The sequence below is a fragment of the Micromonospora parathelypteridis genome (assembly GCF_014201145.1).
GTDB lineage: Bacteria > Actinomycetota > Actinomycetes > Mycobacteriales > Micromonosporaceae > Micromonospora > Micromonospora parathelypteridis.
The window spans coordinates 3,542,058-3,568,281 of record NZ_JACHDP010000001.1; the positions used below are offsets into that span (position 1 = coordinate 3,542,058).

General features: G+C 69.8%; 22 protein-coding genes. 20 read left to right on the plus strand and 2 right to left on the minus strand.

The annotated features are described in order from the left end of the window. Nucleotides 1-148 precede the first annotated feature (148 nt). The 19 genes from HNR20_RS15980 (at nucleotide 149) to HNR20_RS16070 (ending at nucleotide 21,636) form a co-directional block, all read left to right on the plus strand. Entirely contained in the window at nucleotides 149-1,447 is a 1,299-nt protein-coding gene (locus tag HNR20_RS15980) for a cell wall anchor protein (RefSeq protein ID WP_184180672.1), read from the plus strand. A 114-nt stretch (nucleotides 1,448-1,561) separates the two neighbouring features. Then, the gene (locus tag HNR20_RS15985) at nucleotides 1,562-2,272 is read left to right on the plus strand and encodes a demethylmenaquinone methyltransferase (RefSeq protein WP_184180674.1); all 711 of its coding nucleotides are present in this window, start codon (nucleotides 1,562-1,564) and stop codon (nucleotides 2,270-2,272) included. Nucleotides 2,273-2,364: 92 nt separating this feature from the next. Further along, nucleotides 2,365-2,589, plus strand: a complete 225-nt coding sequence (locus tag HNR20_RS15990; protein WP_184180676.1) for a hypothetical protein — start codon at nucleotides 2,365-2,367, stop codon at nucleotides 2,587-2,589. A gap of 139 nt (nucleotides 2,590-2,728) precedes the next feature. After that, a complete protein-coding gene (locus tag HNR20_RS15995) occupies nucleotides 2,729-4,006 on the plus strand; it encodes a geranylgeranyl reductase family protein (protein ID WP_184180678.1) in 1,278 nt (425 codons plus the stop codon). 190 nt (nucleotides 4,007-4,196) lie between these two features. Continuing rightward, nucleotides 4,197-4,562 carry an NADH-quinone oxidoreductase subunit A gene (locus HNR20_RS16000; RefSeq protein ID WP_007454588.1) on the plus strand — a complete coding sequence of 122 codons (366 nt, stop codon included), beginning with the start codon at nucleotides 4,197-4,199 and terminating at the stop codon, nucleotides 4,560-4,562. A gap of 14 nt (nucleotides 4,563-4,576) precedes the next feature. After that, nucleotides 4,577-5,254 (plus strand): NuoB/complex I 20 kDa subunit family protein, encoded by a 678-nt coding sequence (locus HNR20_RS16005; protein WP_088986765.1) that lies wholly within the window; start codon nucleotides 4,577-4,579, stop codon nucleotides 5,252-5,254. Beyond that, the gene (locus HNR20_RS16010; protein ID WP_184180680.1) at nucleotides 5,251-5,979 is read left to right on the plus strand and encodes an NADH-quinone oxidoreductase subunit C; all 729 of its coding nucleotides are present in this window, start codon (nucleotides 5,251-5,253) and stop codon (nucleotides 5,977-5,979) included. The genes HNR20_RS16005 and HNR20_RS16010 overlap by 4 nt, the downstream gene beginning before the upstream one ends. Then, a complete protein-coding gene (locus HNR20_RS16015) occupies nucleotides 5,976-7,301 on the plus strand; it encodes an NADH-quinone oxidoreductase subunit D (RefSeq protein WP_184180682.1) in 1,326 nt (441 codons plus the stop codon). The genes HNR20_RS16010 and HNR20_RS16015 overlap by 4 nt, the downstream gene beginning before the upstream one ends. 53 nt (nucleotides 7,302-7,354) lie before the next feature. Next, nucleotides 7,355-8,353: an NADH-quinone oxidoreductase subunit NuoE gene (gene nuoE, locus HNR20_RS16020; protein WP_184180684.1), complete on the plus strand. Its 999-nt coding sequence runs from the start codon at nucleotides 7,355-7,357 to the stop codon at nucleotides 8,351-8,353. Next, nucleotides 8,350-9,666: an NADH-quinone oxidoreductase subunit NuoF gene (gene nuoF / locus HNR20_RS16025; RefSeq protein WP_184180686.1), complete on the plus strand. Its 1,317-nt coding sequence runs from the start codon at nucleotides 8,350-8,352 to the stop codon at nucleotides 9,664-9,666. The genes nuoE and nuoF overlap by 4 nt, the downstream gene beginning before the upstream one ends. Further along, nucleotides 9,666-12,173, plus strand: a complete 2,508-nt coding sequence (locus HNR20_RS16030) for an NADH-quinone oxidoreductase subunit G (protein ID WP_184180688.1) — start codon at nucleotides 9,666-9,668, stop codon at nucleotides 12,171-12,173. The genes nuoF and HNR20_RS16030 overlap by 1 nt, the downstream gene beginning before the upstream one ends. 61 nt (nucleotides 12,174-12,234) lie before the next feature. Further along, complete coding sequence (gene nuoH / locus HNR20_RS16035) at nucleotides 12,235-13,587, plus strand: NADH-quinone oxidoreductase subunit NuoH (RefSeq protein WP_184180690.1); 1,353 nt, start codon at nucleotides 12,235-12,237, stop codon at nucleotides 13,585-13,587. 1 nt (nucleotide 13,588) lies between these two features. Next, entirely contained in the window at nucleotides 13,589-14,230 is a 642-nt protein-coding gene (nuoI, locus tag HNR20_RS16040) for an NADH-quinone oxidoreductase subunit NuoI (RefSeq protein WP_184180692.1), read from the plus strand. Further along, entirely contained in the window at nucleotides 14,227-14,997 is a 771-nt protein-coding gene (locus HNR20_RS16045; RefSeq protein ID WP_184180694.1) for an NADH-quinone oxidoreductase subunit J, read from the plus strand. The genes nuoI and HNR20_RS16045 overlap by 4 nt, the downstream gene beginning before the upstream one ends. Continuing rightward, the gene (gene nuoK / locus HNR20_RS16050; RefSeq protein WP_184180696.1) at nucleotides 14,997-15,314 is read left to right on the plus strand and encodes an NADH-quinone oxidoreductase subunit NuoK; all 318 of its coding nucleotides are present in this window, start codon (nucleotides 14,997-14,999) and stop codon (nucleotides 15,312-15,314) included. The genes HNR20_RS16045 and nuoK overlap by 1 nt, the downstream gene beginning before the upstream one ends. Nucleotides 15,315-15,325: 11 nt before the next feature. Continuing rightward, nucleotides 15,326-17,254: an NADH-quinone oxidoreductase subunit L gene (gene nuoL, locus HNR20_RS16055; RefSeq protein ID WP_184180698.1), complete on the plus strand. Its 1,929-nt coding sequence runs from the start codon at nucleotides 15,326-15,328 to the stop codon at nucleotides 17,252-17,254. A 64-nt stretch (nucleotides 17,255-17,318) separates the two neighbouring features. Beyond that, on the plus strand, nucleotides 17,319-18,854 hold the full coding sequence (locus HNR20_RS16060) for an NADH-quinone oxidoreductase subunit M (protein WP_184180700.1): 1,536 nt from the start codon (nucleotides 17,319-17,321) through the stop codon (nucleotides 18,852-18,854). A gap of 52 nt (nucleotides 18,855-18,906) precedes the next feature. Next, complete coding sequence (nuoN, locus tag HNR20_RS16065) at nucleotides 18,907-20,460, plus strand: NADH-quinone oxidoreductase subunit NuoN (protein ID WP_184180702.1); 1,554 nt, start codon at nucleotides 18,907-18,909, stop codon at nucleotides 20,458-20,460. Between the two features lie 90 nt (nucleotides 20,461-20,550). Next, nucleotides 20,551-21,636: a polyprenyl synthetase family protein gene (locus HNR20_RS16070; protein WP_184180704.1), complete on the plus strand. Its 1,086-nt coding sequence runs from the start codon at nucleotides 20,551-20,553 to the stop codon at nucleotides 21,634-21,636. Here HNR20_RS16070 and HNR20_RS16075 read toward each other — a convergent pair. After that, nucleotides 21,612-22,841: an MFS transporter gene (locus tag HNR20_RS16075; protein ID WP_184180706.1), complete on the minus strand. Its 1,230-nt coding sequence runs from the start codon at nucleotides 22,839-22,841 to the stop codon at nucleotides 21,612-21,614. The two genes, HNR20_RS16070 and HNR20_RS16075, sit on opposite strands and share 25 nt — an antisense overlap. Nucleotides 22,842-22,995: 154 nt before the next feature. Here HNR20_RS16075 and HNR20_RS16080 point away from each other — a divergent pair, with 154 nt between their 5' ends. Beyond that, nucleotides 22,996-23,778 (plus strand): IclR family transcriptional regulator, encoded by a 783-nt coding sequence (locus tag HNR20_RS16080; protein WP_184180708.1) that lies wholly within the window; start codon nucleotides 22,996-22,998, stop codon nucleotides 23,776-23,778. 110 nt (nucleotides 23,779-23,888) lie between these two features. Here HNR20_RS16080 and HNR20_RS16085 read toward each other — a convergent pair whose 3' ends face one another. After that, nucleotides 23,889-26,015, minus strand: coding sequence for a PhoX family protein (locus HNR20_RS16085; RefSeq protein ID WP_184180710.1), 2,127 nt, complete (start codon nucleotides 26,013-26,015; stop codon nucleotides 23,889-23,891). Nucleotides 26,016-26,224 lie beyond the last annotated feature (209 nt).

The following is a 26,224-nucleotide window of genomic DNA, read 5'->3' on the forward strand; positions in this document are numbered from 1 at the left end:
CGGGATGGGTGACCATCCCGCCCGTACCGTCTGCCCACCTCGGGCCGGACGGATGAAAAGAGGCTCGCACCCTGGCGTGCGTGATCGACCTCCGATAGCGTCCGCTCGTTCCGTAACCATTCTTACTTTCCCTACCCCCGGGGGACTGATGACAGCGTTCCACCGCTCGGCCCTGGCCCGCGCCGGCGTTGTGGCCCTGCTCGCGGCCGGTGGCCTGGCCACCGTGGCCGCCCCGGCGCAGGCCGCCGACAAGGCCGATCTGGCGCTGGTGCCGCTCAGCTACGACCTGGCCAAGGGCGTCAAGGCGGCCAAGGCCAAGCCGTTCAAGTTCCTGGTCGACAACACCCGGAGCACGGTCGCCGCCAAGGGCGTCAGCTACACCGTGGACACCAGCCAGTTGAAGAAGAGCAAGGTCGGGTTCGTGGTGCCCGACGGCTGCCAGGTGAAGGGCAAGACGTTCACCTGCCAGCTCGGCGACGTGCCGGCCGGGACCAGCGAAGACTTCGGCATCCCGCTCTTCTCCACCGGTACTCGCGGTGCGGCCGGCACGTTGGTGGTCACCATCAAGTCGGCCACCGCCGACCCCAACCGTGACGACAACACGGTCGAGCACGACATCACCGTCACCAAGCCCGGCTACGACCTGACCAGCTGGGTGCAGGACGTCCACGCGAACGTCGTGGTGAACGGCGTCCAGGGCGATGATCCCGACCTTCGGCCGGTCAAGCTCGGCGAGACGGTGCCGCTGGACTGGGCGGTCTACAACGACGGCAGCCGCAAGGCCACCGGCCTGTCCTACGTGCTCACGCTCCCGGCCGGCGTCACCTTCGCCACCCTGCCGGACACCTGCACGTCGCAGACCGTCGGCGGTGTCGCCCAGGCGCTCTGCCAGGACGACGGCGCGGTGATCCAGCCCGGTGAGTACTACACGGCGGACGTCAAGGTGACGGTCGGCGCGAACGTCACCGAGCCGGTGCTGCGGGTCGGTGAGCTGGTCGCGCAGGGTCTCGACGCTGCGGCCGGGCAGCCCGAGGAGCAGGCTGAGCTGGCGACCAGCGCCCAGCGTAAGGCCTTCACCGAGGTCGACGAGAGTGACAACCAGGCGATCTTCGACGTCTTCGTCGATCTGACCGCGCAGCCGACGCCGACCCCGACGCCGACCGCCACCCCGACGCCCACCGCCACGCCGACCCCGGGCGGGACGGCCACCCCGACGCCGGATGGCACGCCGAGCCCGAGCGGCACGACGACGCCGGGCGGGACCACGTCGCCGACTGCCGGTGGTGGCGGCTCCGGTGGTGGTGGCCTGCCGGTGACCGGTGTGCAGGTCGGCCTGATCGGTGGCATCGGCGCGATCATCCTGCTCGCGGGCGGTGCGCTGCTGGTGCTCTCCCGCCGGCGCAAGGTCGTCCTGGTCGCCCCCGGCGACGAGAAGTCGACCGACTGACAAGAAGCGCGTTGCGAAAGGGCGGGGTGGGCGACCACCCCGCCCTTTCGCGTACCGGCCGGGGGCGCACCACCCAGCGAGCGCGGGTCGGTGGTCGGCTGGCAGAGTGGAGGGGTGAGCCGTACCCCGAAGGGCCAGCGCGCCAGCCTGGACAAGCAGCCGCACGAGGTCGCCGCGATGTTCGACGGCGTGGCAGAGCGTTACGACCTGACCAACACGGTGCTCTCCTTCGGCCAGGACCGCTCTTGGCGTCGGGCCACCAGAGCGGCGCTCGGGCTACGGCCGGGCGAGCGGGTGCTGGACGTGGGCGCGGGCACCGGTGTCTCGACGCGGGAGCTTGCGCAGTCCGGGGCGTACGCGGTCGGGCTCGATCTGTCGCTGGGCATGCTGCAGGTTGGCAAGCGGGCTCGTCCCGAGGTGTCGCTGCTGGCCGGGGACGCGCTGCGGTTGCCGTTCGCCGACGCCAGTTTCGACGCGGTGACCATCTCCTTTGCGCTGCGCAACGTCAACGACACCGACGCGGCCCTGCGGGAGTTGGCTCGGGTGACCCGGCCCGGCGGACGGCTGGTCGTCTCCGAGTTCAGCACTCCGGTCAATCCGGTCTTCCGGACGGTCTACCTGTCGTACCTGATGCGGTCGCTGCCGGCGGTCGCCCGCGCGGTGTCGAGCAACCCCGAGGCGTACGTCTATCTCGCCGAGTCGGTCCGGGCCTGGCCGGCGCAGGCCGCGCTGGCCGGGCGGCTCGCGGCGGCCGGGTGGGGGCGGGTGGCGTGGCGCAACCTGACCGGTGGCGTGGTGGCCCTGCACCGGGGGATCCGCGAGTAGCAGCGGCACGCGTCGCACGAGACGGGCACGGACATTATTCAGGTTTCGTGAATATCGGTCTTTAGTCCACTTTGCCCCGTACGCTCGTTCGCATGACCGGATCAGACCCGGCGGACCCGGTGGCCGCCACCGACGACGACGCGGCCGAACTCATCGCGCAGTTGCGCGCGTTGGCCGGAGCCGACCCGGTGGAGGTCCGGCAGGTGGTCGCCGAGGTGTTGGCGGCGCTGGATCGGGCGGCGGGCGGTGCGCTCCGTGAGCATCTGCCGGAGACCATCCGGGTCGATGCGGGTCTGGACGCTTCCAGCCCGGCCTGACACCTGACCGCTGTGGACGGTCATGTGCTGTCACATCGGCGAGTTAGGTACCCCTGATCCTGCGCAGGTATGACGCCGGTCATACACTCGTCCCGTCTGGCTTGTGAAGCATTTCACGAGCGTGCGGGAGGAGGCGCGAATGACCGCGGTGGAACACGATGCCGACGTCATTGTCGTAGGCGCCGGTCCCGGTGGGTCAGCGACTGCGTACCACCTGGCCCGGCACGGCGTACGGGTGTTGCTGCTGGAGAAGACCGAGTTCCCACGGGAGAAGGTCTGCGGCGACGGGTTGACCCCGCGCGCGGTGCGCCAGCTCATCCGGATGGGTGTCGACACCTCACCCGAGGCCGGCTGGCTGCACAACCGAGGTCTGCGGGTCATCGGCGGCGGTGTACGCCTCGAACTGGACTGGCCCGAGTTGGCCAGTTTCCCCAACTACGGCCTGGTGCGAACGAGGCTGGACTTCGACGACCTGCTCGCCCAGCGGGCGGTGGCCGCCGGTGCCAAGCTGCGGACCAGCGTCAACGTGCTGGGCCCGGTGCTCGACGGTGACGGTCGGGTCACCGGCGTCGAGGCGGAGGTCGGCCCGGGCAAGGAGCCCGCCACCTTCCACGCACCGCTGGTCGTCGCGGCCGACGGGGTCTCCGGTCGGTTCCCGCTCGCGCTCGGGCTGGCCAAGCGGGAGGACCGGCCGATCGGCGTGGCCGTCCGCCGCTACTACCGCTCGCCGGCCAAGGCCGACGACAACTACCTGGAGTCCTGGCTGGAGCTGCGCAGCAAGGACAGCGGCGACAACCTGCTGCCCGGGTACGGCTGGATCTTCGGCCTCGGTGACGGGCGGGTCAACGTCGGCCTCGGCGTGCTCAACTCGTCCTCCGCGTTCGGCAAGACCAACTACCGCCGGCTGCTCACCGACTGGCTCGCCAACACTCCCGAGGACTGGGGGATGACCGACGAGGCCAACGCCGACGGCCCGATCCTCGGTGCCGCACTGCCGATGGGCTTCAACCGGGTGCCCCACTACACCCGCGGTGTGTTGCTGGTCGGCGACTCGGGCGGCATGGTCAACCCGTTCAACGGTGAGGGCATCGCGTACGCGATGGAGTCTGGCGAGCTGGCCGCGGAGGTCATGGTCCAGGCCCTCGCCCGACCGGCCGGTCCGGAGCGGGAGCGGGCGCTGCTGGCGTACCCGAACGAGCTGAAGGCCCGACTCGGCGGCTACTACCGGTTGGGCGGCATCTTCGTGAAACTGATCGGCCGTCCGGAGATCATGCGGCTCGCCACCAAACACGGTATGCCGCACCCGACGCTGATGCGCTTCGTACTCAAGCTGTTGGCCAACCTGACCGACCCGCGTGGCGGGGATGCGATGGACCGGGTCATCAATGCGATGACGAAAGCCGCGCCAGCCGTGTAGCGCGAGGAGTGAGCTTGCGAGCCCCGCAGTCGCGAACGAAAGCGGGAGCCGTATAAGTAGGACGGCATCGGGGCTGGTCACAGCCTCGCGCCGACAAAGATCGACCCCCGCCGACTGCCACTGCGAGGGACGTGAATAGTGTGATTTTCGTCAAGCACCGAGGGCAGGGAAGGACGAGCAGGAGAAAACGATGTCGCTCTCGCCTTACGCACCGATCATCGGGCTGTTCGCCCTCGCCGCGGCGTTCTCGCTGTTTTCCGTTGGCGCCGCCCGCTTCGCCGGTCCCCGTCGCTACAACAAGGCCAAACTCGAGGCTTACGAGTGCGGCATCGAGCCCAGCCCGCAGCCGGTCGGCGGCGGCCGGTTCCCGATCAAGTTCTACCTGACGGCGATGCTCTTCATCGTCTTCGACATCGAGATCATCTTCCTCTACCCCTGGGCGGTCTCGTTCGACGCTCTGCCGATCTTCGGCTTCGTGGAGATGGTCCTGTTCATCGTCGCGGTCTTCGTTGCGTACGCCTACGTGTGGCGGCGCGGCGGCCTGGACTGGGACTGAGGAAGGAACGTCAGATGGGCATCGAGGAGAAGCTTCCCGCCGGCGTCCTGCTCACCTCGGTGGAGAAGCTGGTCAACTGGTCCCGGAAGTCGTCCGTGTGGGGCGCTACCTTCGGCCTGGCCTGCTGCGCCATCGAGATGATGGCCGCCGGTGGTCCGCACTACGACATGGGCCGCTGGGGCATGGAGGTCTTCCGGGCGTCGCCCCGGCAGGCCGACCTGATGATCGTGGCCGGCCGGGTCAGTCAGAAGATGGCCCCGGTGCTGCGCCAGATCTACGACCAGATGGCCGAGCCCCGCTGGGTGCTCTCGATGGGCGTCTGCGCCAGCAGCGGCGGCATGTTCAACAACTACGCGATCGTGCAGGGCGTCGACCACGTGGTGCCGGTCGACATGTACCTGCCCGGCTGCCCGCCCCGGCCGGAGATGCTCATCGACGCGATCCTCAAGCTCCGCGAGAAGATCATGTATGAGCCGCTGGGCCCGAACGGCCGCAAGATGCTGGCTGCCCGCCAGGAGCGCGGCGACGTTCCGGTCGTGCCGTACGGCTCCATGCCCTCCTCGTACCGCAGTGACAAGGCGCGGCGTGCCGAGTGGACCCGGGCGGTCCGCGAGGGCCGCGAGGAGCAGTTGCGGATCGAGAACTGGATGAACGCGCAGAACCACCTCCACCCGCAGGTAGGCCCCAAATGAGCGACAAGCCCAACGACGGCGGCGTACCGGTGCCGGTGGTGCCGGCCGGCGCCTCCAGCGGTGCCCCCGCCGAGTTGCCGCCGGCCAGCCCGGCCGGGCGCGGCATGTTCGGCAACCACGGCACCGGCGACGTGTCCGGCTACGGCGGCCTGGTCCGCCAGCGCCAGCCCATCGAGGAGGCCCCCCGGCCGTACGGGGGCTACTTCGACGAGGTCCGCGACGCGTTGGAGGAGGCGTACCCGGCCTTCGCCGACGCGATCGAGAAGGTCGTGGTCGACCGGGGTGAGCTGACCCTGCACGTACGGCCGGAGCGGATCGCCGAGGTCTGCCAGGTGATGCGGGACGACCTGGCGCTGCGGTTCGAGCTGTGCTCCTCGGTGTCCGGTGCGGACTACCTGGGCGCCGACGAGCGCCGACTGCACGTGGTCTACCTGCTCACGTCGATGACGTACCGGCGGCGGGTCCGACTGGAGGCCGCGGTCTCCGTCGAGTCCCCGCACCTGCCCAGCGTGACCGCGGTCTACCCGACGGCGGACTGGCAGGAGCGGGAGGCGTACGACATGTTCGGCATCGTCTTCGACGGCCACCCCAACCTGACCCGGATCCTCATGCCGGACGACTGGGAGGGCCACCCGCAGCGCAAGGACTACCCGCTCGGCGGCGTCCCCGTCGAGTACAAGGGCGCGGAGATCCAGCCGCCGGACAAGCGGAGGTCGTACCAGTGACGACGTCGAACTACGCCAGCGAGCGCGAGACCGACGAGGGGCGGGTCTTCACCGTCACCGGCGGGGACTGGGACACGATCGTCGCGGGCACCGACCCGATCAACGACGAGCGGATCGTGGTCAACATGGGTCCGCAGCACCCGTCCACGCACGGGGTGCTGCGGCTGATCCTGGAGCTGGAGGGCGAGACGGTCCGCGAGGCCCGCTCCGTCATCGGCTACCTGCACACCGGCATCGAGAAGAACCTCGAGTACCGCAACTGGGTCCAGGGCTCGACGTTCGTGACCCGGATGGACTACCTCGCCCCGATCTTCAACGAGACGGCGTACGCGCTGGCGGTCGAGAAGCTGCTCGGCATCACGGACGACGTGACCGAGCGGGCCACCACCATCCGCGTGCTGATGATGGAACTCAACCGGATCTCGTCGCACCTGGTCTGGCTGGCCACCACCGGCATGGAGCTGGGCGCGATCTCGATCATGCTGTACGGCTTCCGCGAGCGGGAGTACATCCTCGACATCTTCGAGACCATCACCGGTCTGCGGATGAACCACGCGTACGTCCGGCCGGGCGGTGTGGCTCAGGACGTGCCGGACGAGGCGATCGTCAAGATCCGCGAGTTCCTCAAGATGATGCCGAAGAAGCTCAAGGAGTACGAGGACCTCCTCTCCGGTCAGCCGATCTGGACCGAGCGTACGAAGAACGTCGCGGTGCTGGACGTGACCGGCTGTGTGGCACTCGGCATCACCGGACCGGTGCTGCGCTCCGCCGGCCTCGCGTGGGACCTGCGCAAGACCATGCCGTACTGCGGCTACGAGACGTACGAGTTCGACGTGCCGACCCACCCCGACGGTGACGTGTGGGGCCGCTACCAGGTCCGGCTCGCCGAGATCCGGGAGTCGATGAAGCTGGTCGAGCAGGCACTGGACCGGCTCCGTCCGGGCCCGGTGATGGTCGCCGACCGCAAGATCGCATGGCCGGCGCAGTTGGCCATCGGTGTCGACGGCATGGGCAACTCGCTGGAGCACGTCGCGAAGATCATGGGTCAGTCGATGGAGTCGCTGATCCACCACTTCAAGCTGGTGACCGAGGGCTTCCGGGTCCCGCCCGGCCAGGTGTACGTCGCCATCGAGGCGCCCCGCGGCGAGTTGGGCGTACACGCGGTCTCCGACGGTGGCACCCGGCCGTACCGGGTGCACTACCGGGAGCCGAGCTTCGTCAATCTCCAGGCCCTCCCGGCGATGGCCGAGGGCGGTCTGATCGCCGACGTGATCGCCGGCGGTGCCTCGTTGGACCCGGTCATGGGCGGGTGTGACAGGTGAGTGCGAGGAGTGAGCTTGCGAGCCCCGCAGTCGCGAACGGGAAGGCGACGCCGATGAGTGTTTTCACTGACGAGACCCGGGAGCGGGCGCGCGAGATCATCGCCCGTTACCCGGCGGACCGGTCCCGCTCGGCGCTGCTGCCGCTGCTGCACCTGGTGCAGGCCGAAGAGGGGTACGTCTCCCCGGCCGGGGTCACGTTCTGCGCCGAGGTGCTGGGGCTGAACAAGGCCCAGGTCGGAGCGGTGGCCACCTTCTACACGATGTACAAGCGGAAGCCGACCGGTGACTTCCTGGTCAGCGTCTGCACCAACACCATGTGCAATGTGCTCGGTGGCCAGGAAATCTACGACACCCTCTCCGAGCACCTGGGCGTCGGGCACGACGAGACGACCGCCGACGGCACGATCACGCTGGAGCACGCCGAGTGCCTGGCCGCGTGTGACTACGGCCCGGTCATGACCGTCAACTACGACTTCTTCGACGGCGTGGACCCGTCCACCGCGGTCGGTGTGGTCGACGAGTTGCGGGCGGGTGGGCGGCCGATGCCGACCCGCGGTGCCCGGCTCTGCACCCTCAAGGAAATGGCGGTGCAACTCGCCGGTTTCGCCGACGATCGCGACGGCGCGGTCGCCGACGGTGGCCCGGGCGAGCCCACCCTGCGCGGGCTGCGGCTCGCGCAGCAGCACGGTGTCTCGGTGCCGGGCTTCGACCCGAACACCCCGATCCGCAGCAAGGCCGAGGCGGACCAGGCGGCGGCGAAGGCGAAGGCCGCCGAGGCCGCCGCGAAGCCCGCCGTCGAGCCCGCCACGCCGGCCAGCCCGGTGAAGGGTGGCGACGGCGCTTCCGCCGCGGTTCCGGCGGAGACCTCGCCGCCGGTCCCGCGCGACGCGCAGAAGGCGGAGGCGGCCGGTGTGGCGGCCAACGAACCCGCCAGCGACGGCAAGCCCGCCGGTGATGCCACTGGCCCGCAGGAGCGCAACCTCAACGAAGCGTCGGCGAGCGCCGGTGGCGCGAATCCCGCCGCCGCGAGCGAAACGGGGGCCCAGAAGTGACCACTCCCCGCCCGGAGACGCTGGCCAAGCTGACGCCGGTGCTGACCAAGCGCTGGCTGTCACCGGACGCCTGGCGCATCGGCACGTACGAGCAGTTGGACGGCTATGCCGCGCTGCGCAAGGCGCTCAAGGCCCACCCGGACGACCTGATCCAGCTGATCAAGGACTCGGGGCTGCGTGGCCGAGGCGGCGCCGGCTTCCCCACCGGCCTCAAGTGGGGCTTCATCCCGCAGGGTGATGGCAAGCCGCACTACCTGGTGGTCAACGCCGACGAGGGCGAGCCGGGCACCTGCAAGGACCTGCCGCTGATGACCCACGACCCGCATGCGCTGGTCGAGGGCGTGATCATCGCCTCGTACGCGATCCGGGCCAACCGCGCCTACATCTACATCCGCGGCGAGGCGGTGCACGCCGCGCGCCGGCTGCGCAACGCCGTCCAGGAGGCGTACGACAAGGGTTACCTCGGTCGGAACATCCTGCGCAGCGGCTACGACCTGGAGCTGGTGGTGCACTCCGGCGCCGGGGCGTACATCTGCGGCGAGGAGACGGCGCTGCTGGACTCGCTGGAGGGTTTCCGGGGTCAGCCCCGGTTGCGCCCGCCGTTCCCGGCGACCCACGGCCTGTACGCGAGCCCGACGGTGGTGAACAACGTCGGCACCATCGCCAGCGTGCCGCCGATCGTGCTCGGTGGGGCGGACTGGTGGAAGTCCATGGGCACCGAGAAGTCCTCCGGGCCGATGATCTACTCGCTGTCCGGCCGGATCGCCAACCCGGGCCAGTTCGAGTGCTCGATGGGCGTCACGCTGCGCGAGCTGCTGGAGCTGGCCGGGGGGATGCAGCCCGGGCACAACCTGCGGTTCTGGACCCCGGGAGGATCGTCCACTCCGCTGCTTGCCGCCGAGCACCTGGACGTACCACTGGACTTCGAGGGTGTGGCGGCGGCCGGCTCGATCCTGGGCACCACGGCCACCCAGATCTTCTCCGACCAGGACTGCCCGGTGTACGCGACCTACCGGTGGCTGGAGTTCTACCACCACGAGTCGTGCGGCAAGTGCACCCCGTGCCGCGAGGGCAACTACTGGATGGTTCGGGTCTACCGGCGGATCCTCGCCGGTCAGGGCACCCACGAGGACCTGGACACCCTGCTGGACACCTGCGACAACATCCTCGGCCGTTCGTTCTGTGGCCTGGGTGACGGCGCGACCAGCTCGGTGACCTCGTCACTCAAGTATTTCAAGCAGGACTACCTCGACTACATCGAGGGACGGACCGCACCGAAGCTGTCAGAGAAGACCCTGGTAGGGGCGCACTGATGACTGATGTAGCCAAGCAGACCGAGACCGTCACGCTCACCATCGACGGCGTCGAGGTCACCGCCCCCAAGGGGACGCTGCTGATCCGGGTCGCCGAGCAGATGGGCACCGAGATCCCCCGGTTCTGCGACCACCCATTGCTGGCCCCGGCCGGCGCGTGCCGGCAGTGCCTGGTCGAGGTGGAGGGGCAGCGCAAGCCGGTCGCCTCCTGCACCCAGACCGTCGCCGACGGCATGGTCGTTCGCACGCAGGTCACCTCCCCGGTCGCCAAGAAGGCGCAGGAGGGGGTGATGGAGCTGCTGCTGCTCAACCACCCGCTCGACTGCCCGATGTGTGACAAGGGCGGCGAGTGCCCGCTGCAGAACCAGGCGATGTCCACCGGCCGCACCGACTCGCGCTTCCACGAGCACAAGCGGGAGTACGAGAAGCCGATGGCGATCAGCAGCCAGGTGCTGCTGGACCGCGAGCGCTGCGTGCTCTGCCAGCGGTGCACCCGGTTCTCCGAGGAGATCGCCGGCGACAAGTTCATCGACCTGATGGGCCGGTCGTCCGCCGAGGAGATCAACATCTACCGGGACGACGCGTACGGCGAAGAGGGCGACGCCGGGGATGTCCCGTTCAACTCCTACTTCTCCGGCAACACGGTGCAGATCTGCCCGGTGGGCGCTCTGACCGGCGCCCAGTACCGTTTCCGGGCCCGCCCGTTCGACCTGGTCTCCAGCCCGAGCGTCTGCGAGCACTGCTCGGCCGGCTGCGGGCAGCGCACCGACTGGCGGCGCGGCAAGGTGCTGCGGCGGCTGGCCGGCGACGAGCCCGCGGTGAACGAGGAGTGGAACTGCGACAAGGGCCGGTGGGGCTTCCAGTACACCCGGGCCACCGACCGGCTGACCACCCCGCTGGTCCGCGACGAGCACACCGGTGAGCTGCGCGAGGCCTCCTGGAGCGAGGCGCTCACCGTGGCTGCCGAGGGGCTGCACGCGGCACGGGAGAGCGGGCAGGGCACGGCGGTGCTCACCGGTGGTCGGCTGACCGTCGAGGACGCGTACGCGTACGCGAAGTTCGCCCGGGTCGCGTTGAACACCAACGACATCGACTTCCGGGCCCGGCCGGTCTCCCGCGAGGAGGCCGACTTCCTGGCCAGCTCGGTCGCCGGGGTCACCGACGTCACCTACACCGACGTGGAGAACGCGCCGGCGGTCGTGCTTGTCGGCCTGGAGCCGGAGGAGGAGTGCCCGATCCTCTTCCTGCGGCTGCGCAAGGCGTACCTGAAGAAGACCCTGACGGTGTACGCGCTGGCGCCGTTCGCCACCCGCGGCCTGGAGAAGCTCGGTGCCAAGCTGGCCCGGGTCGTGCCGGGCGAGGAGGCCAGCGTGCTCGCCGAGCACGCCACGGTCGCCGAGGCGCTGAGCGCACCGGGCGCGATCCTGATCGTCGGCGAGCGGCTGGCCAGTGTGCCGGGTGGCCTCTCCGCCGCGGCGGACGTGGCCCGGCGTACCGGCGCGAAGCTTGCCTGGGTGCCACGGCGCGCGGGTGACCGCGGCGCGGTCGACGCGGGCTGCCTGCCCAACCTGCTCCCCGGTGGACGGCTCGTCACCGAGCCGGCCGCCCGGGCCGAGCTGGGTGAGGCGTGGGACATCCCGGCCGGGGTGATCCCGAGCCAGGCTGGTCGGGACACCGACGGCATCCTCGTCGCGGCGGCCAACGGTCAGCTCGGCGCGTTGGTCGTCGGCGGTGTCGACCCGGCGGACCTGGCCGACCCGCGACTGGCCGAGTCTGCCCTGGACGCGGTGCCGTTCCTGGTCAGCCTGGAGCTGCGCAGCAGCGCGGTGACCCGGCGGGCGAACGTGGTGCTGCCGATCGCCCCGGTGGTCGAGAAGGCCGGCAGCTTCCTGGACTGGGAGGGCCGGCTGCGCCCGTTCGAGCCGGTGCTGAACACCGCGGCGATGACCGACGGTCGGGTGCTCGACGCGCTGGCCGCGCTGCTCGATGTGCGGCTCGGCACCGCGGATGTGCCGAGCGTGCGTCGCGAGCTGGGCACGCTGCCGGCGACGCGCACGACTCGGCCGGCCGCGCCGTCGGTGGCGCCGGGCCGGGTGCCGCACCCGGGCGACGGGGAGGCCGTGCTGGCCACCTGGCACCAGCTGGTTGACCTCGGCACCCTGACCGACGGCGACGAGAACCTCGCCGGCACCGCCCGCCCGCCGGTGGTCCGGCTGGGCAAGGGCACCGCCGAGGCGCTCGGTGTCGTCGACGGTGACGCGGTCACGGTCGGCACCGACCGGGGGGCACTGACCCTGCCGGCCGAGCTCACCGAAATGCCGGACGGCGTGGTCTGGCTGCCGACCAACTCACCCGGCTCGACCGTGCGACGCAGCCTCGGGGCGACGTCCGGCGCGGTCGTCCGGATCTCGGTCCCCGCAACGGGTACGGCCATCCCGGCCGGGCGCGTGGCGGCCGACGAGACCGGCCTCCCGGGTCCGCTCCTCAACTCCGGGGGTAACCAGTGAGCGCGCGGAGTGAACGAGCGCAGCGAGTGAGCCTCGCAGTCGCGAACGAAAGGCGGGCACAGTGACTCCGTCAATCCTGGCCCAGGATCCGACGCTTGCCGACTTCGGCCGGGATCCGTGGTGGCTGGTTCTCGGCAAGATCGTCTTCGCGTTCGCCTTCGGTCTGCTGGCCACCCTGCTCGGTGTCTGGTTCGAGCGGCGCGTGGTCGGTTACATGCAGGTGCGGCCCGGTCCCAACCAGGTCGGTCCTTTCGGTCTGCTGCAGACCCTCGCCGACGGCCTGAAGATGGCCTTCAAGGAGGACATCCTGCCGAAGGCGGCCGACAAGGTCGTCTACTTCTTCGCGCCGACCATCTCGGTGATCTGCGCGGTCACCGCTCTGTCGGTGGTGCCGTTCGGCCCGATGGTGAGCATCTTCGGCCACCACACGCCGTTGCAGGTCACCGACGTGCCGGTGGCGGTGCTGCTGCTGCTGGCCTGCTCCTCGATGGGCGTCTACGGCATCGTGCTGGGCGGTTGGGCCTCCGGCTCGACGTACCCGCTCCTCGGCGGTCTGCGGTCGAGTGCCCAGATGATCTCCTACGAGGTCGCCATGGGGCTGAGCATCGTGGCGGTCTTCATGACGGCGGGCACGATGAGCACCAGCGGGATCGTCGCCGCTCAGGGCGACGCCACGCGGCTGACCATCAACGGCTGGGAGATCCCGGCACCGGGCTGGTACGCGATCCTGCTGCTGCCCAGCTTCGTCATCTTCTTCATCGCCACCGTGGGTGAGACCAACCGGGCGCCGTTCGACCTGCCCGAGGCCGAGTCCGAGCTGGTCGCGGGCTTCATGACCGAATACAGCTCGCTGAAGTTCGCGCTCTTCATGCTCAGCGAGTACGTCGCGATGGTGACGATGTCCGCGGTCACCACCACGCTGTTCCTCGGTGGTTGGCGAGCGCCGTGGCCGATCACCATCTGGGAGGGCGCCAACTCCGGTTGGTGGCCGATGCTCTGGTTCTTCGGCAAGGTGATCGCGCTGGTCTTCGTCTTCGTGTGGCTGCGCGGCACGCTGCCCCGGCTGCGCTACGACCAGTTCATGCGCCTCGGCTGGAAGGTGCTGCTGCCGATCAACCTGGTCTGGATCCTGGTCCTGTCGGGCCTCCGGTCCATCGAGGACTGGGACACCCGCGGCAAGGTGATCGCCGTCGGCATCCCGGCCGGCCTCCTGCTGATCGCCACGCTGTTCTGGCCCAGCCGCCGGCCGCAGCCGAAGCCGACGGCACAGGAACAGGTCGACAACCGGCCGTACGGGAGCTTCCCGCTGCCGCCGATGGATCTTCAGGTACCACCGAGCCCGCGTATCACGCGCGTGGTCGCCGAGCGGGAGCCGGCCAACATCGTTGCCGGCTCGGACTCCAGGGAGGTGTGACGTGGGCGCGATCACCGGAACGTTCAAGGGATTCGGTGTCACCTTCTCGCACATGTTCAGGAAGGTCGTCACGACCGACTACCCGTTCAAGCCGCCGGTGTCGGCGCCGCGCTATCACGGGCGGCACATCCTCAACCGGCACCCGGACGGCCTGGAGAAGTGCATCGGCTGCGAGCTGTGCGCGTGGGCCTGCCCGGCGGACGCGATCTACGTCGAGGGTGGCGACAACACCGACGAGGAGCGCTTCTCGCCGGGTGAGCGGTACGCCAGCATCTACCAGATCAACTATGCCCGGTGCATCTTCTGCGGGCTGTGCATCGAGGCCTGCCCGACCCGGTCGCTCACCATGAGCAACGAGTACGAGTTGGCCCGGGACAACCGGCAGGACCTGATCTTCACCAAGGAGCAGTTGCTCGCGCCGCTGCTCGAGGGCATGGAGCAGCCGCCGCACCCGATGCGGCTGGGTGACAGCGAGAAGGACTACTACGTCGGCGCGCTGGACAACCCGGGGACCTCCGCCGGTGCGGAGAAGTCCCCGATGAGCCCCGGCGGCTACCAGGTCGAGGAGCACCCCGGGGTGACGTTCCCGGGCGCCGAGCAGGCCGCCCAGCGCGTGGCGGCCGGCAAGGGAGAGGGAGCATGACCACGTCTACGGTCCTCGCCGCGGCGGGCTCGGTGTCCGGCGGCGAGGCGGTCACCTTCTGGATCCTGGCCCCGCTCGCGCTGGTCGGCGGGATCGGGATGGTGGCCGCGCGCAACGCCGTGCACTCGGCGCTCTGGCTGGTGCTGACCATGCTCTGCCTGGGCGTGTTCTACGTGCTCCAGGCCGGTCCGTTCATCGGCATGGTGCAGATCATCGTCTACACCGGCGCGATCATGATGCTGTTCCTCTTCGTGCTGATGCTTGTCGGCCGGGACTCCACGGACTCGCTGATCGAGACGCTGCGCGGCCAGCGGGTCGCCGCGATCGTGCTCGGCCTGGGCTTCGCCGGCCTCGTCGGCACTGGCGTCTTCCAGGCGCTGGGGAAGACCACCGCGGTCGGCCTGGAGCAGGTCAACGCGGAGGGGAACGTGCAGGGCATCGCCCGGCTGCTGTTCACCAAGTACGTCTTCGCGTTCGAGCTGACCTCGGCGCTGCTGATCACCGCGGCGGTTGGCGCCATGGTGCTGGCTCACGTCGAGCGGCGTAAGCAGGACAAGATCGACCAGCCGTCGACCATGCGGGCTCGCTTCGCCCCGGGCAACTACCCCGGCCCGAAGCCGGGCCCGGGCGTCTTCGCGACCTCCTCCTCGGTGGCCACCCCGGCCCGGTTGCCCGACGGCCGCCTGACCGACCGCAGCACCCCGGCGATCCTTCCGCAGCGCGAGCTGACCGCCGAGGAGACCTCGCTGAAGGGGACGAACAACTGATGGATTCCTTCTTCTCGGTCGAGCCGAACTACTACCTGGTCCTCGCCGCGGTGCTGTTCACCATCGGCGCGGCCGGCGTGCTGATCCGGCGCAACGCGATCGTGCTGTTCATGTGCGTGGAGCTGATGCTCAACGCGGCCAACCTGACGCTGGTCACCTTCAGCCGGATCAACGGTGACCTCAACGGCCAGATCATGGCGTTCTTCGTGATGGTGGTGGCGGCGGCCGAGGTCGTGGTCGGGCTCGCGATCATCATGTCCATCTTCCGGACGCGACGCTCGGCGAGTGTCGACGACGCCAACCTGCTCAAGTACTAAGGGGCCCACCGGTGGAAGAGACTGTGGAATACGCCCAGGCCACGGGGCTGCTCGGGAGCGTCTGGCTGCTGGTGGCGATCCCGCTGCTCAGCGCGGCCGTCCTGCTGCTGCTCGGCCGGCGCGCCGACCGCTGGGGGCACTGGTTGGGCGTCGCCGCCATCGGTGCCGCGTTCGTGCTCGGCCTCTCGTTCTTCTTCCAGTTGCGTGGGCTGGAGAACAAGTCGGTCGAGCTGAGCCTCTGGGACTTCATCGCGGTCGGTGACCTGCGCGTCGACTTCGGCCTGCTGTTCGACCCACTGGCCGCGGTCTTCGTGCTGCTGATCACCGGGGTGGGCTTCCTGATCCACCTGTACGCGGTGGAGTACATGGCGCACGATGCGGGCCGCCGCCGGTTCTTCGCGTACTTCAACCTGTTCGTCGCGGCGATGCTGCTGCTGGTGCTGGGCAACAACTACGTGATGCTCTACTTCGGCTGGGAGGGCGTCGGTCTGGCGTCGTACCTGCTGATCTCCTTCTGGTACGGGCGGCCGAGCGCGGCCACCGCCGGCAAGAAGGCGTTCCTGATGAACCGGGTCGGTGACACCGGCCTGGCCATCGGCATCTTCATCATGTTCGCCACTCTGGGCACCACCCAGTACGACGAGGTGTTCAACGGCGTTGGCGCGATGACGAGCACCACCGTGTTGGTGCTCGGCCTGTTGCTGCTGCTGGGCGCGGCCGGGAAGTCCGGTCAGTTCCCGCTGCAGGCGTGGTTGCCGGACGCGATGGAGGGCCCGACCCCGGTGTCCGCGCTCATCCACGCGGCCACCATGGTCACGGCGGGTGTGTACCTGATCGCCCGGTCCAACCCGATCTTCTCCGCCAACTCGACGCTCCAACTCGTGGTGCTCAGCGTCGGCGCACTCACCCTGCTGATGGGCTGCATCATCGGCGCCGCGAAGGACGACATCAAGCGGGTGCTCGCCTGGTCGACGGTGAGCCAGATCGGTTACATGTTCCTCGGCGTCGGCCTGGGCGGTGGCGCGTACGCGCTGGCGATCATCCACCTGCTGGCACACGGGTTCTTCAAGGCCAACATGTTCCTGGGCGCCGGCTCGGTCATGCACGGCATGAAGGACCAGGTGGACATCCGGCGGTTCGGTGGCCTCTGGAAGCACATGAAGATCACCTGGCTGACCTTCATGATGGGCTGGCTGGCGATCATCGGCCTCCCGCCGCTCTCCGGCTACTTCTCGAAGGAGCCGATCATCGCGAGCGCCTTCGAGCGGGAGGACTGGACCGCCTGGCTCTACGGCGGGGCCGCGCTGCTCGGCGCCGGGCTGACCGCGTTCTACATGACCAGGCTGTTCGTGCTCACGTTCCACGGTCCGAAGCGGTGGACCGAGGACATCGAGCACCCGCACGAGTCACCGATGCTGATGACCATCCCGCTGATCCTCCTGGCCGCCGGGTCGGTGGCGGCCGGCGGACTGATGGTCCTGAACGGCGGGGTCGCCTCCTGGTTGAGCCCGGTGCTCGGCGAGGAAGCCGCCGGTGAGGCGCACGGGGTGCTCTCCCACGAGGTGATCACGTTCCTGTCGCTGCTGGTCACGGTGCTCGGCGCGGGGCTGGCCTGGTTCCTGTTCCGGGCTGGCACGGCCACCGCGCCGCAGCCGGCCGGGGTGCTGGTAACCGCCGCCCGGCGCAACCTCTACACCGACGCGGTCAACGAGGCGGTCTTCGAGAAGCCGGGCATCTTCCTCACCCGGGCGCTGGTCTACCTCGACAACCGGGGCATCGACGGGCTCGTCAACGGGCTAGCCGCCGCGGTCGGCGGTGGCTCTGGTCGGCTCCGGCGGTTGCAGACCGGCTTCGTCCGCTCGTACGCCACCTCGATCCTGGCCGGCGCGCTGCTGGTGATGGCGGCGTTCCTGGCGGTGCAGGCGGGGTGGTTGGCGTGATCGACCTCTTTCCGGCCGCCCGCGCCGGCGGACCACGCAGTGACGACGGAGGTAAGGCCGCATAATGTCCAACTTCCCGTTCCTCTCGGTGCTCACCGTGGCGCCACTGGTGGGCGCCCTGGTGGTGGCCTTCCTGCCGCGAAGCCGGCCGGACCTGGCCAAGCAGGTGGCGTTCGCCTGGTCGCTGCTGGTGCTGGTGCTCTCGGTGGTGATGTGGGTCAGCTTCAACGCCGGCGGTGACCGGTTCCAGTTCCGCGAGTCGTACTCGTGGATCCCGAACTGGGGCGTCAGCTTCACCTTCGCCGCCGACGGCATCGCGCTGGTGATGCTGATGCTGATCGCGGTGCTGGTGCCGCTGGTGATCCTGGCGTCCTGGCACGACGCGGAGTCGTCGAAGCGTTCGGTGCCCGTCTACTTCGCGCTGCTGCTGGTCCTCGAGTGCACGATGATCGGCGTCTTCGCCGCCGCCGACGTCTTCCTGTTCTACGTGTTCTTCGAGGTCATGCTGGTCCCGATGTACTTCCTCATCGGCAGCTACGGCGGCCACCAGCGGCAGTACGCGGCAGTGAAGTTCTTCCTCTACTCCCTCGTCGGCGGCCTGTTCATGCTGGCCGCGGTGATCGGGCTGTGGGTGGTCGGCGGAAAGACCTTCGACTGGCAGGCGCTGTCGCAGGTCGACATCAGCACCGGCACCGAGCGTTGGCTGTTCCTCGGCTTCTTCCTCGCGTTCGCCATCAAGGCACCGTTCTTCCCGTTCCACACCTGGCTCCCCGATGCCGGTGGCGCGGCCCCGGCGGGTGCCGCGGCACTGCTCGTCGGTGTGCTCGACAAGGTGGGAACGTTCGGGATCCTGCGCTACTGCCTGCCGCTGTTCCCCGAGGCGTCGAAGTGGTTCGCACCGTGGGCGCTGGCGCTGGGCGTGATCGGCATCGTCTACGCCGCGCTGCTGGCGGTCGGTCAGAACGACCTCAAGCGGCTGGTGTCGTACACCTCGATCGCGCACTTCGGTTTCATCGGGGTGGGCATCTTCGCGTTCACCACGCAGGCCGGCACCGGTGCGGTGCTCTACATGCTCAACCACGGCCTGGCGACCGGCCTGCTGTTCCTGGTGGTCGGCATGTTGATCTCCCGGCGGGGCTCGGCGCTGATCAGTGACTTCGGTGGCGCCGGCAAGTTGGTCCCGGTGCTCGCCGGGGTGCTCTTCTTCGCCGGTCTCGCCTCGCTCGCGCTGCCGGGGACCGCGCCGTTCATCTCCGAGTTCCTGGTGCTGATCGGCACCTTCACGGTGAACAAGCCGGTGGCCGTCATCGCCACGCTCGGCATCATCCTGGCCGCCGCGTACGTGCTGTGGATGGTGCAGCGCACCACGCAGGGCACGCTCAACCCGGCGTTGACCGAGGTCGACGGCATGCGCCGGGACCTCAACCTGCGCGAGAAGATCGTGGTCGCCCCGTTGATCGCACTGATCGTGCTGCTCGGCTTCTTCCCCAAGCCGGTCACTGACGTGATCAACCCGGCCGTCCAGGCGACCATGGACGACATCGGCAGAACCGACCCGGCCCCGTCCGTTGGGGGCACCGTCCAGGAGGCAGGCCGGTGAGCGCGAGGAGTGAGCTTGCGAGCCCCGCAGCCGCGAACGAAAGGCTGGCCCCGTGACCGAGCTGAACCTGCCGTCGATCGACTACGCGGCGCTCTCTCCAATCCTGATCATGCTGGGCACCGCCTTGCTCGGTGTGCTGGTCGAGGCCTTCGTGCCTCGGCGCTGGCGGCACGTGGTGCAGTTGACGCTGGCTCTGCTGGCGGTGCTCGCGGCGCTGACCATGGTGGTCCTCAACGCCGACGAGCGGATGATCACCGCCGGCCAGGCCATCGCGGTGGACGGGCCGACGCTGTTCCTCCAGGGCGCGATCCTGGTGCTGGCCGCGATGGCGCTGCTGCTGATCGGTGACCGCTCGGTCGAGCGGGGCGGGGCGTTCGTCGCCCAGGCCGCGGTGACCGCCGAGTCGGCCGACGACCGGCGACAGGCCGAGGGGCGCAACGGCCTCACCGAGGTCTACCCGCTCATCACGTTCGCGATCGGCGGCATGCTGATCTTCGTGGCGGCGAACGACCTGCTGACCATGTTCATCGCGCTGGAGGTCTTCTCCCTGCCGCTCTACCTGCTCTGCGCGCTGGCCCGTCGCCGGCGCCTGCTGAGCCAGGAGGCGGCGATGAAGTACTTCCTGCTCGGCGCGTACGCCTCCGCGTTCTTCCTGTTCGGCGTGGCCCTGATCTACGGCTTCACCGCCGGCATTCCGGGCCGTACGGCCGGCGTCGACTTCGCCACCATCAACGCGGCGGTGAGCGAGTCTCCGGCCAGCCAGGTGCTGCTCTTCGCCGGCATGGCGCTGCTCGCCATCGGCCTGCTCTTCAAGGCCGCGGCGGCACCGTTCCACGTCTGGACCCCGGACGTCTACCAGGGTGCGCCGACGCCGGTCACCGGCTTCATGGCGGCCTGCACCAAGGTCGCCGCGTTCGGTGCGCTGCTGCGGGTCTTCCACGTCGCGTTCGCCGATGCAGCCTGGGACTTCACGCCGGTGCTCGGCGCGGTGGCGGTGCTGACCATGCTGGTCGGTGCGGTGCTGGCGGTCACCCAGACCGACATCAAGCGGCTGCTCGCGTACTCCTCGATCGCCAACGCCGGCTACCTGCTGGTCGGTGTGCTGGCACCGAGCCGTGACGGGCTCTCCGGCACGATGTTCTACCTGGTCGCGTACGGCTTCTCGGTGCTGGCCGCGTTCGCGGTGGTGACCCTGGTGCGCGACGCCGACGGGGAGGCCACCCACCTGTCCCGCTGGGCCGGGCTGGGCCGACGGTCGCCGTTCTTCGCCGGGCTGTTCACCTTCATCCTGCTCGCGTTCGCCGGTATCCCGCTGACCAGCGGTTTCACCAGCAAGTTCGCCATCTTCGGGCCGGCGCTGGACGGTGGTCAGGCCTGGCTGGTGATCGCCGGTGTGCTGACCAGCATGGTGCTGGCGTTCCCGTACCTGCGGGTCGTGGTGATGATGTGGCTCTCCGAGCCGGGCGAGTCCACCCCGACCGTCACGGTGCCCGGTGGGCTCACCGCCGCCGCGCTGATGATCGGTGTGCTGGCCACTCTGGTGCTGGGCGTCGCCCCGGCACCGCTGCTCGATCTGGCCACCGGAGCTGCCGAATTCGTTCGTTGACCGAGGGTTCGATCACTGGGGGTCGGCACGTGTTCACGTGCCGGCCCCCAGTGCGTATCCCCGGCCCGGAGCAGGTCGAACGCATGTGGCATGGTTGATAGCGTGGTGAATCCGGCGGGCGAGCGTTCAGGTGCCTCCGGCTCCGGCGGTCGACGGGGTCGGGCGAGCACGAGTCAGTTTGGCGCGGTCGGTCTCAACCTCGTCGATCCTCGCGTCGAGGCGTCCGTGCTGGGTGTGCTGGACACGGTCGAGGTCGAGCTGCGGGCCAGTGTGGCCAGCGCCGACCCGTTCGTCACCGAGGCTGCCCGGCACCTCGTCGAGGCCGGCGGGAAGCGCTTCCGGCCGCTGCTGGTGGCGCTCGGCGCCCAGTTCGGTGACCCCAGCGGCCCGCAGGTGGTCCCGGCCGCCGTGGTGATGGAGCTCACGCACCTCGCCACCCTCTACCACGACGACGTGATGGACGAGGCTGCCGTCCGCCGGGGCGCGCCGAGCGCGAACTCCCGCTGGACCAACTCGGTCGCCATCCTGGTCGGCGACTACCTCTTCGCCCGTGCGGCGGACATCGCCGCCGATCTGGGCCCCGAAGCGGTCCGGTTGCAGGCGCGCACCTTCGCCCGGCTGGTGCACGGCCAGATCGCGGAGACCGTGGGTCCGCGCGCCGGCGACGACCCGGTGGCCCACTACCTGAACGTGATCGCGGAGAAGACCGGCTCGCTGATCGCCACGTCGGCCCGCTTCGGCGGCATGTTCGGTGGCGCCCCGGTGGAGCACGTCGAGGCCCTCGCCGGGTACGGCGAGACGATCGGCGTCGCCTTCCAGCTCTCCGACGATCTGCTGGACATCGCCTCCGAGTCGGTGCAGTCGGGCAAGACGCCCGGCACGGACCTGCGCGAGGGTGTCCCGACGCTGCCGGTGCTCTACGCCCGCGCGGCGGACGACTCCGACGCGTCCTCGATGCGTCTGCGGGAGATCCTGGCGACCGGCCCGCTGACCGACGACGCCCTGCACGCGGAGGCGTTGGGGCTGCTCCGGGAGAGCCCGGCGCTCAAGCGGGCCCGGGAGACCGTTCGCAGTTACGCCGAGGACGCCCGCGCACGCCTGGCCCCGCTGCCGCAGGGTCCGTCCCGCCAGGCTCTCGAATCGCTCTGCGACTACATCGCCGACCGCACCAGCTGATCCACGCCCTGGCTCGCGCCGGCGGATACGCGGGTCAACAGGCGGCTGCCGACGAGCATGAGGGCGGCGGCGAGCAGCATCGCCACCGCTGCGGTGGTCCACATGGCGGGGTAGCCGAGGTGGGCCGCGAGTGGGCCGAGGCTCAGCGGGCCGAGACAGCCGCCCGCGTACACCCCGGTCTGGGTGATCGAGGTGGCGGCGGCCGGTGACTGTGGGTGGAGCCGGACCACGGCGAAGTTCATCAGGCCGGGCCAGGCCCAGCCCAGGCCGAAGCCGAGCACCACGCCGACCATCAGCGGCACCGGGCCGGTCAACGCGAGCAGGCCCAGGCCGGCCGCGCCGACGACCAGCATCGCGGCGATGAGGGCGACGTGACCGGTGTCGCGGCGATCGGCCAACCAGCCAGCACCCACCCGGGCCGCCACGCAGACCGCGCTGCCCAGGGTCAGGGTGAGGCCGGCGAGGCCCGGCGACAGCCCCCGCGCCGCGGCGGAGTCCACCAGGAAGGTGCCCAGCGCGTTGGCGGCGGCTGAGGCCAGCGTCGCCGCCGCGCCGATCACCACCAACGCCGTCGTCGCCCGACCCGCGCGCGAGGCGCCAGCCCGCCGCGCCAGGCCGGGCAACTGCCGGGGTACGGCGGGCAGCGTCGTCAACGCGGCGACGGCGGCGGCCACGAACGCCCAGCGCCAGCCGACGGTGAGCGCGATGGTGGGCACCGCCACGCCGGCCAGCAGGGTGGAGACCGGAATGGCGGCCTGCTTGATGCCGAACGAGAGCCCCTGTCGTCGGGCCGGCACGTGCTGGGCCAGCGCGGTGTTGCTGGCCAACTGGCCGAGCGCGTTCGCCGTCGCGCTGAGCGCCAGCAACCCGACCAGCACCGGGTACGACCGGGCGAGAGCGGCCACGGCCAGCATCGACCCGGCGGCCAGCACGATGCCGCAGCGGGCCATCAGGGCCGGCCCGTACCGCTCGACCAGGCGGCCGGAGGGCACCGAGGCCAGCGCGCTGACCCCGAAGTAGACGGCCACGGCCAAACCCAGGCCGGCCGGGGAGAAGCTCAGGTCCGCGCCCATCTGCACGGCGAGACCACCGAGCAGGAAGACGGGCAGTACGCAGGCCACGGTGGTGGCGACTGCGCTGGCGCTCGCCTTGATCGGCCGGGGCCGGGCGATGGTCGACTCGGGGGTTGGGACGGTGTTGGTCATCGTCCGGCAAACTTACGCGAACCCTGCTCAGAGCACTCATCGTGACCGGTGGGGCACATCCTGTGGATGGTGATCTGGCATCCTCCACCCGAACAGGCATTTCGCACCGGGCCTGTTTTTCATATGGTGTAAGTCCCCGGCGGCGGAGGTGGTTGTGCGCGACCCCTTGGCAGAACCTTCGGACCTGATCCGCAGCGTGTCCCGAGCGCTGCGGGTGCTGGAGTCGGTCGGTCGCGCCCCGAAGGGCCTGACCGTCAAGCAGATCGCCCGGCGGTGCGAGTTGACCGTGGCCACCACCTACCACCTGGTCCGCACGCTCGCCTACGAGGGCTACGTGATCCGTCGCGAGGACGGCACGTACATCGTGGGGCTGGAGGTGGCCGACCGCTACCGGGAGCTGGTGACCGCGTTCCGGGGCCCTCCAGCGGTCGGTGAGACGCTGCGGCGGGCTGCTCTGGACACCGGCTACAGCCACTACCTTGGTCGCTTCGTCGGCGGTCAGGTGGCCCTCACGGCGGTTGCGGAGGGGCACCGCTCGCCGTACCTGGAGGACCTGGTCCCCGGCTTCGACGAGGGGGCGCACGCGACCGCCCTCGGCAAGTCGCTGCTCGCCACTCTCACCGCGGACCAGCGCCACCGCTATCTGCGGGAGTACGGCATGCGCCCATTCACCACGGCCACGCTGACGACCACTGAAACGTTCGAGGCCGACCTGGCCGCCGGTGACCGGCGCGGCATGCAGTTGGAGATGGGGCAGTTCCGCCAGGGGGTGGCCTGCGCGGCGGTGCTCGTCGCGCCGGACAAGGACATGGAACGCCGCGTCGTGCTGGCCTGCGCCTTGCCGGCCAGCGAGATGATGACCTCCGCCCGGGTGGTACGAGCCAAGCTGCTCACCGTGGCCCGCAGCGTCGCCGACGGCATCGCCGCCGACACCTGACCGCACCAACACCGAGAGGCCCTCTCCCAGGCTGGGAGAGGGCCTCTCGTGGCGGTCCAGCGCCGGACCGCCTGAGTAACGTCAGCGACCTGCCGGCCGCAGGGGTAACGTCAGCTCCCCACCGGGCCGCCGTCGAGGCGCCAGGTGACCACCACGCCCGGCTTGGCGTAGTCGCCGTCGGGCCAGTTCGAGGCCGGGTTCTCCACCGAGGCGCCGGTGATCTCACCCGGGTGCTGTACCGCGACGAAGACCGAGCGGTTGTCGCCGGTGATGAACGGCCCGCAGGTCTCCGCTCCGAGCGGCACGGTCAGGAACTGCTTGAGGTGACCCCGCTCCGGGCCCTCCAGAGCGGTGGCGAACAAGCCGTCGTTGCTGCCCAGCGCGTTGCCGTCGGTGGAGATCCACAGGTTGCCGGTGGCGTCGAAGGCGACGTTGTCCGGGCAGGAGATCGGGGAGACCTTGGTCTTGTCGTACCCGGCGAAGAAGGTCGACGAGTCGGTCGGGTCGCCGCAGACGATCGGCAGTGACCAGGCGAAGGTCTCGGCGGCGTTGTCGTTGCGATCCTCGACCAGCTCCAGGATCTGCCCGTGCTTGTTGGCGTTGCGCGGGTTGGCCTCGTCGGCGGCTGCCTTGTCGGCCTTGCCACGGTCGGTGTTGTTGGTCAGTGCCACGTACACCTTGCCGGTGAGCAGGCTCGGCTCGACGTCCTCGGGGCGGTCCATCTTGGTCGCGCCGACCTTGTCGCCGGCGAGCCGGGTGAAGGTGAGCACGTCCGCGGTGGTCATCCCGTCGACGAACGACCGGTTGCCGCTGACCAGCTTGATCCAGCGACCGCGGCCGTTGAACGCGCCATCGGTGGGGAGCTTGCCCGAGCCGTCGATCTCGGCGGCGCTGGTCTGGTCGAGCTTCGCCACGTAGAGCGTGCCGGACTCCAGCAGGGTCAGGTTGTGCTTGCGGGCAGCCCAGGAGTTGCCCTTCATGAACTTCTTGTCCGAGACGAACTTGTAGAGGTAGTCGAACCGCTCGTCGTCGCCCATGTACGCGACCACGTGACCGTCCTTCGCGACGATCACGTTCGCGCCCTCGTGCTTGAACCGGCCCATCGCGGTGTGCTTACGCGGGCGGCTCTCCGGGTCGAACGGGTCGATCTCGACGATCCAACCGAACCGGTGCGCCTCGTTGGGGTGCCTGGCCAGATCGAAGCGCTCGTCGGCACGCTCCCACTTGCGGCTGCCGCTGGGGTAGCGGCTGGCGGTGCTGATGCCGTACCGGTCCAGCTTCGGCTTCAGCTCGGCCGGGGCGGCGTCCGCACCGACGAAGTACTGGTTGAAGTTCTCCTCGCCGGAGAGCACAGTGCCCCACGGGGTCACGCCACCGGCGCAGTTGTTCAGCGTGCCGACGACCGTACGACCCTTGGGGTCGGCGGCGGTCTTCAGCCAGGCCGAGCCAGCGGCCGGGCCGGTCAGGTCGAACTTGGTGCTGAGCGCGGTGACCCGCCGGTTGTACGGCCGGCGGCCGTTGTCGACCGGCTTCCACTGCCCGGTGCCCGCGACCCGCTCCAACTCGACCACGGACATGCCGTGCGCGGCCATGGCGGTGCGCAGCTGCTCCACGGAGAGCCCGTCCAGGCCGGGGAAGCCGGGGAACATCAGGTCTTCGTTGGTGTACTCGTGGTTGACCACGAGCAGCGCCCGCTTGCCCTGCTTGTCCAGCGGCAGCACGCCCACGAAGTCGTTGTTGTAACCGAACTGCTTGGACTGCGCCGCAGCGGTCTGGTGGTGCAGGTTGAACTCCGGCGCGCCCGGCAGCACCGGGTCACCCCACTTGATCACCACGGCGTGGTCGTAGCCGTTCGGAACGACCAGGGTGTCCAGCTTGTTCGGCGGGATCGGCTTGAAGGTGAGCGCGCCGTTGCCGACACCGGTGCTGGGACGACCGAAACCGAAGGCCTCCGGGACGTCCGGGGTGGTGGGGGCCGCCATGGCGGGGGCCGCCCCGGCCAGCGCGCCGGCTGCCGCGCCGCCGAAGCCGAGGACCAACGCGCCGACCGCGCCGGCCCGGACCACGCCGCGCCGCGAGACCTCCGCGTTCACCACGTCTCCGAAGTACGCGTTGTCGGAGTTGTTCGGGACCGGGTGGTCACAGGCGTTTCCGCAGCGGTACAGGCAGGTCATGGCGTCACGGGTGCCGTGACGGTTGCCGGTCAACAGGGGGAGCAGCCGGGGACGGTCGCTCATGGGAGAGGCCTCCAGAAAAGTCGGTGGCACGACAGGCGGCGTACCAGGCGGACGCTAGGAGGACGTGGTGAGCGCTCGTCGGCCACGATCTGAACCGTGCGTGAACACCTCTGCCGATGACACACCACCCAACCGGTCTGACCTCGGGCTGAACTGATCGGCGTGACTGCACGTATTTCTGAGCGGACGCACCGCCGGACGCGCGCCGG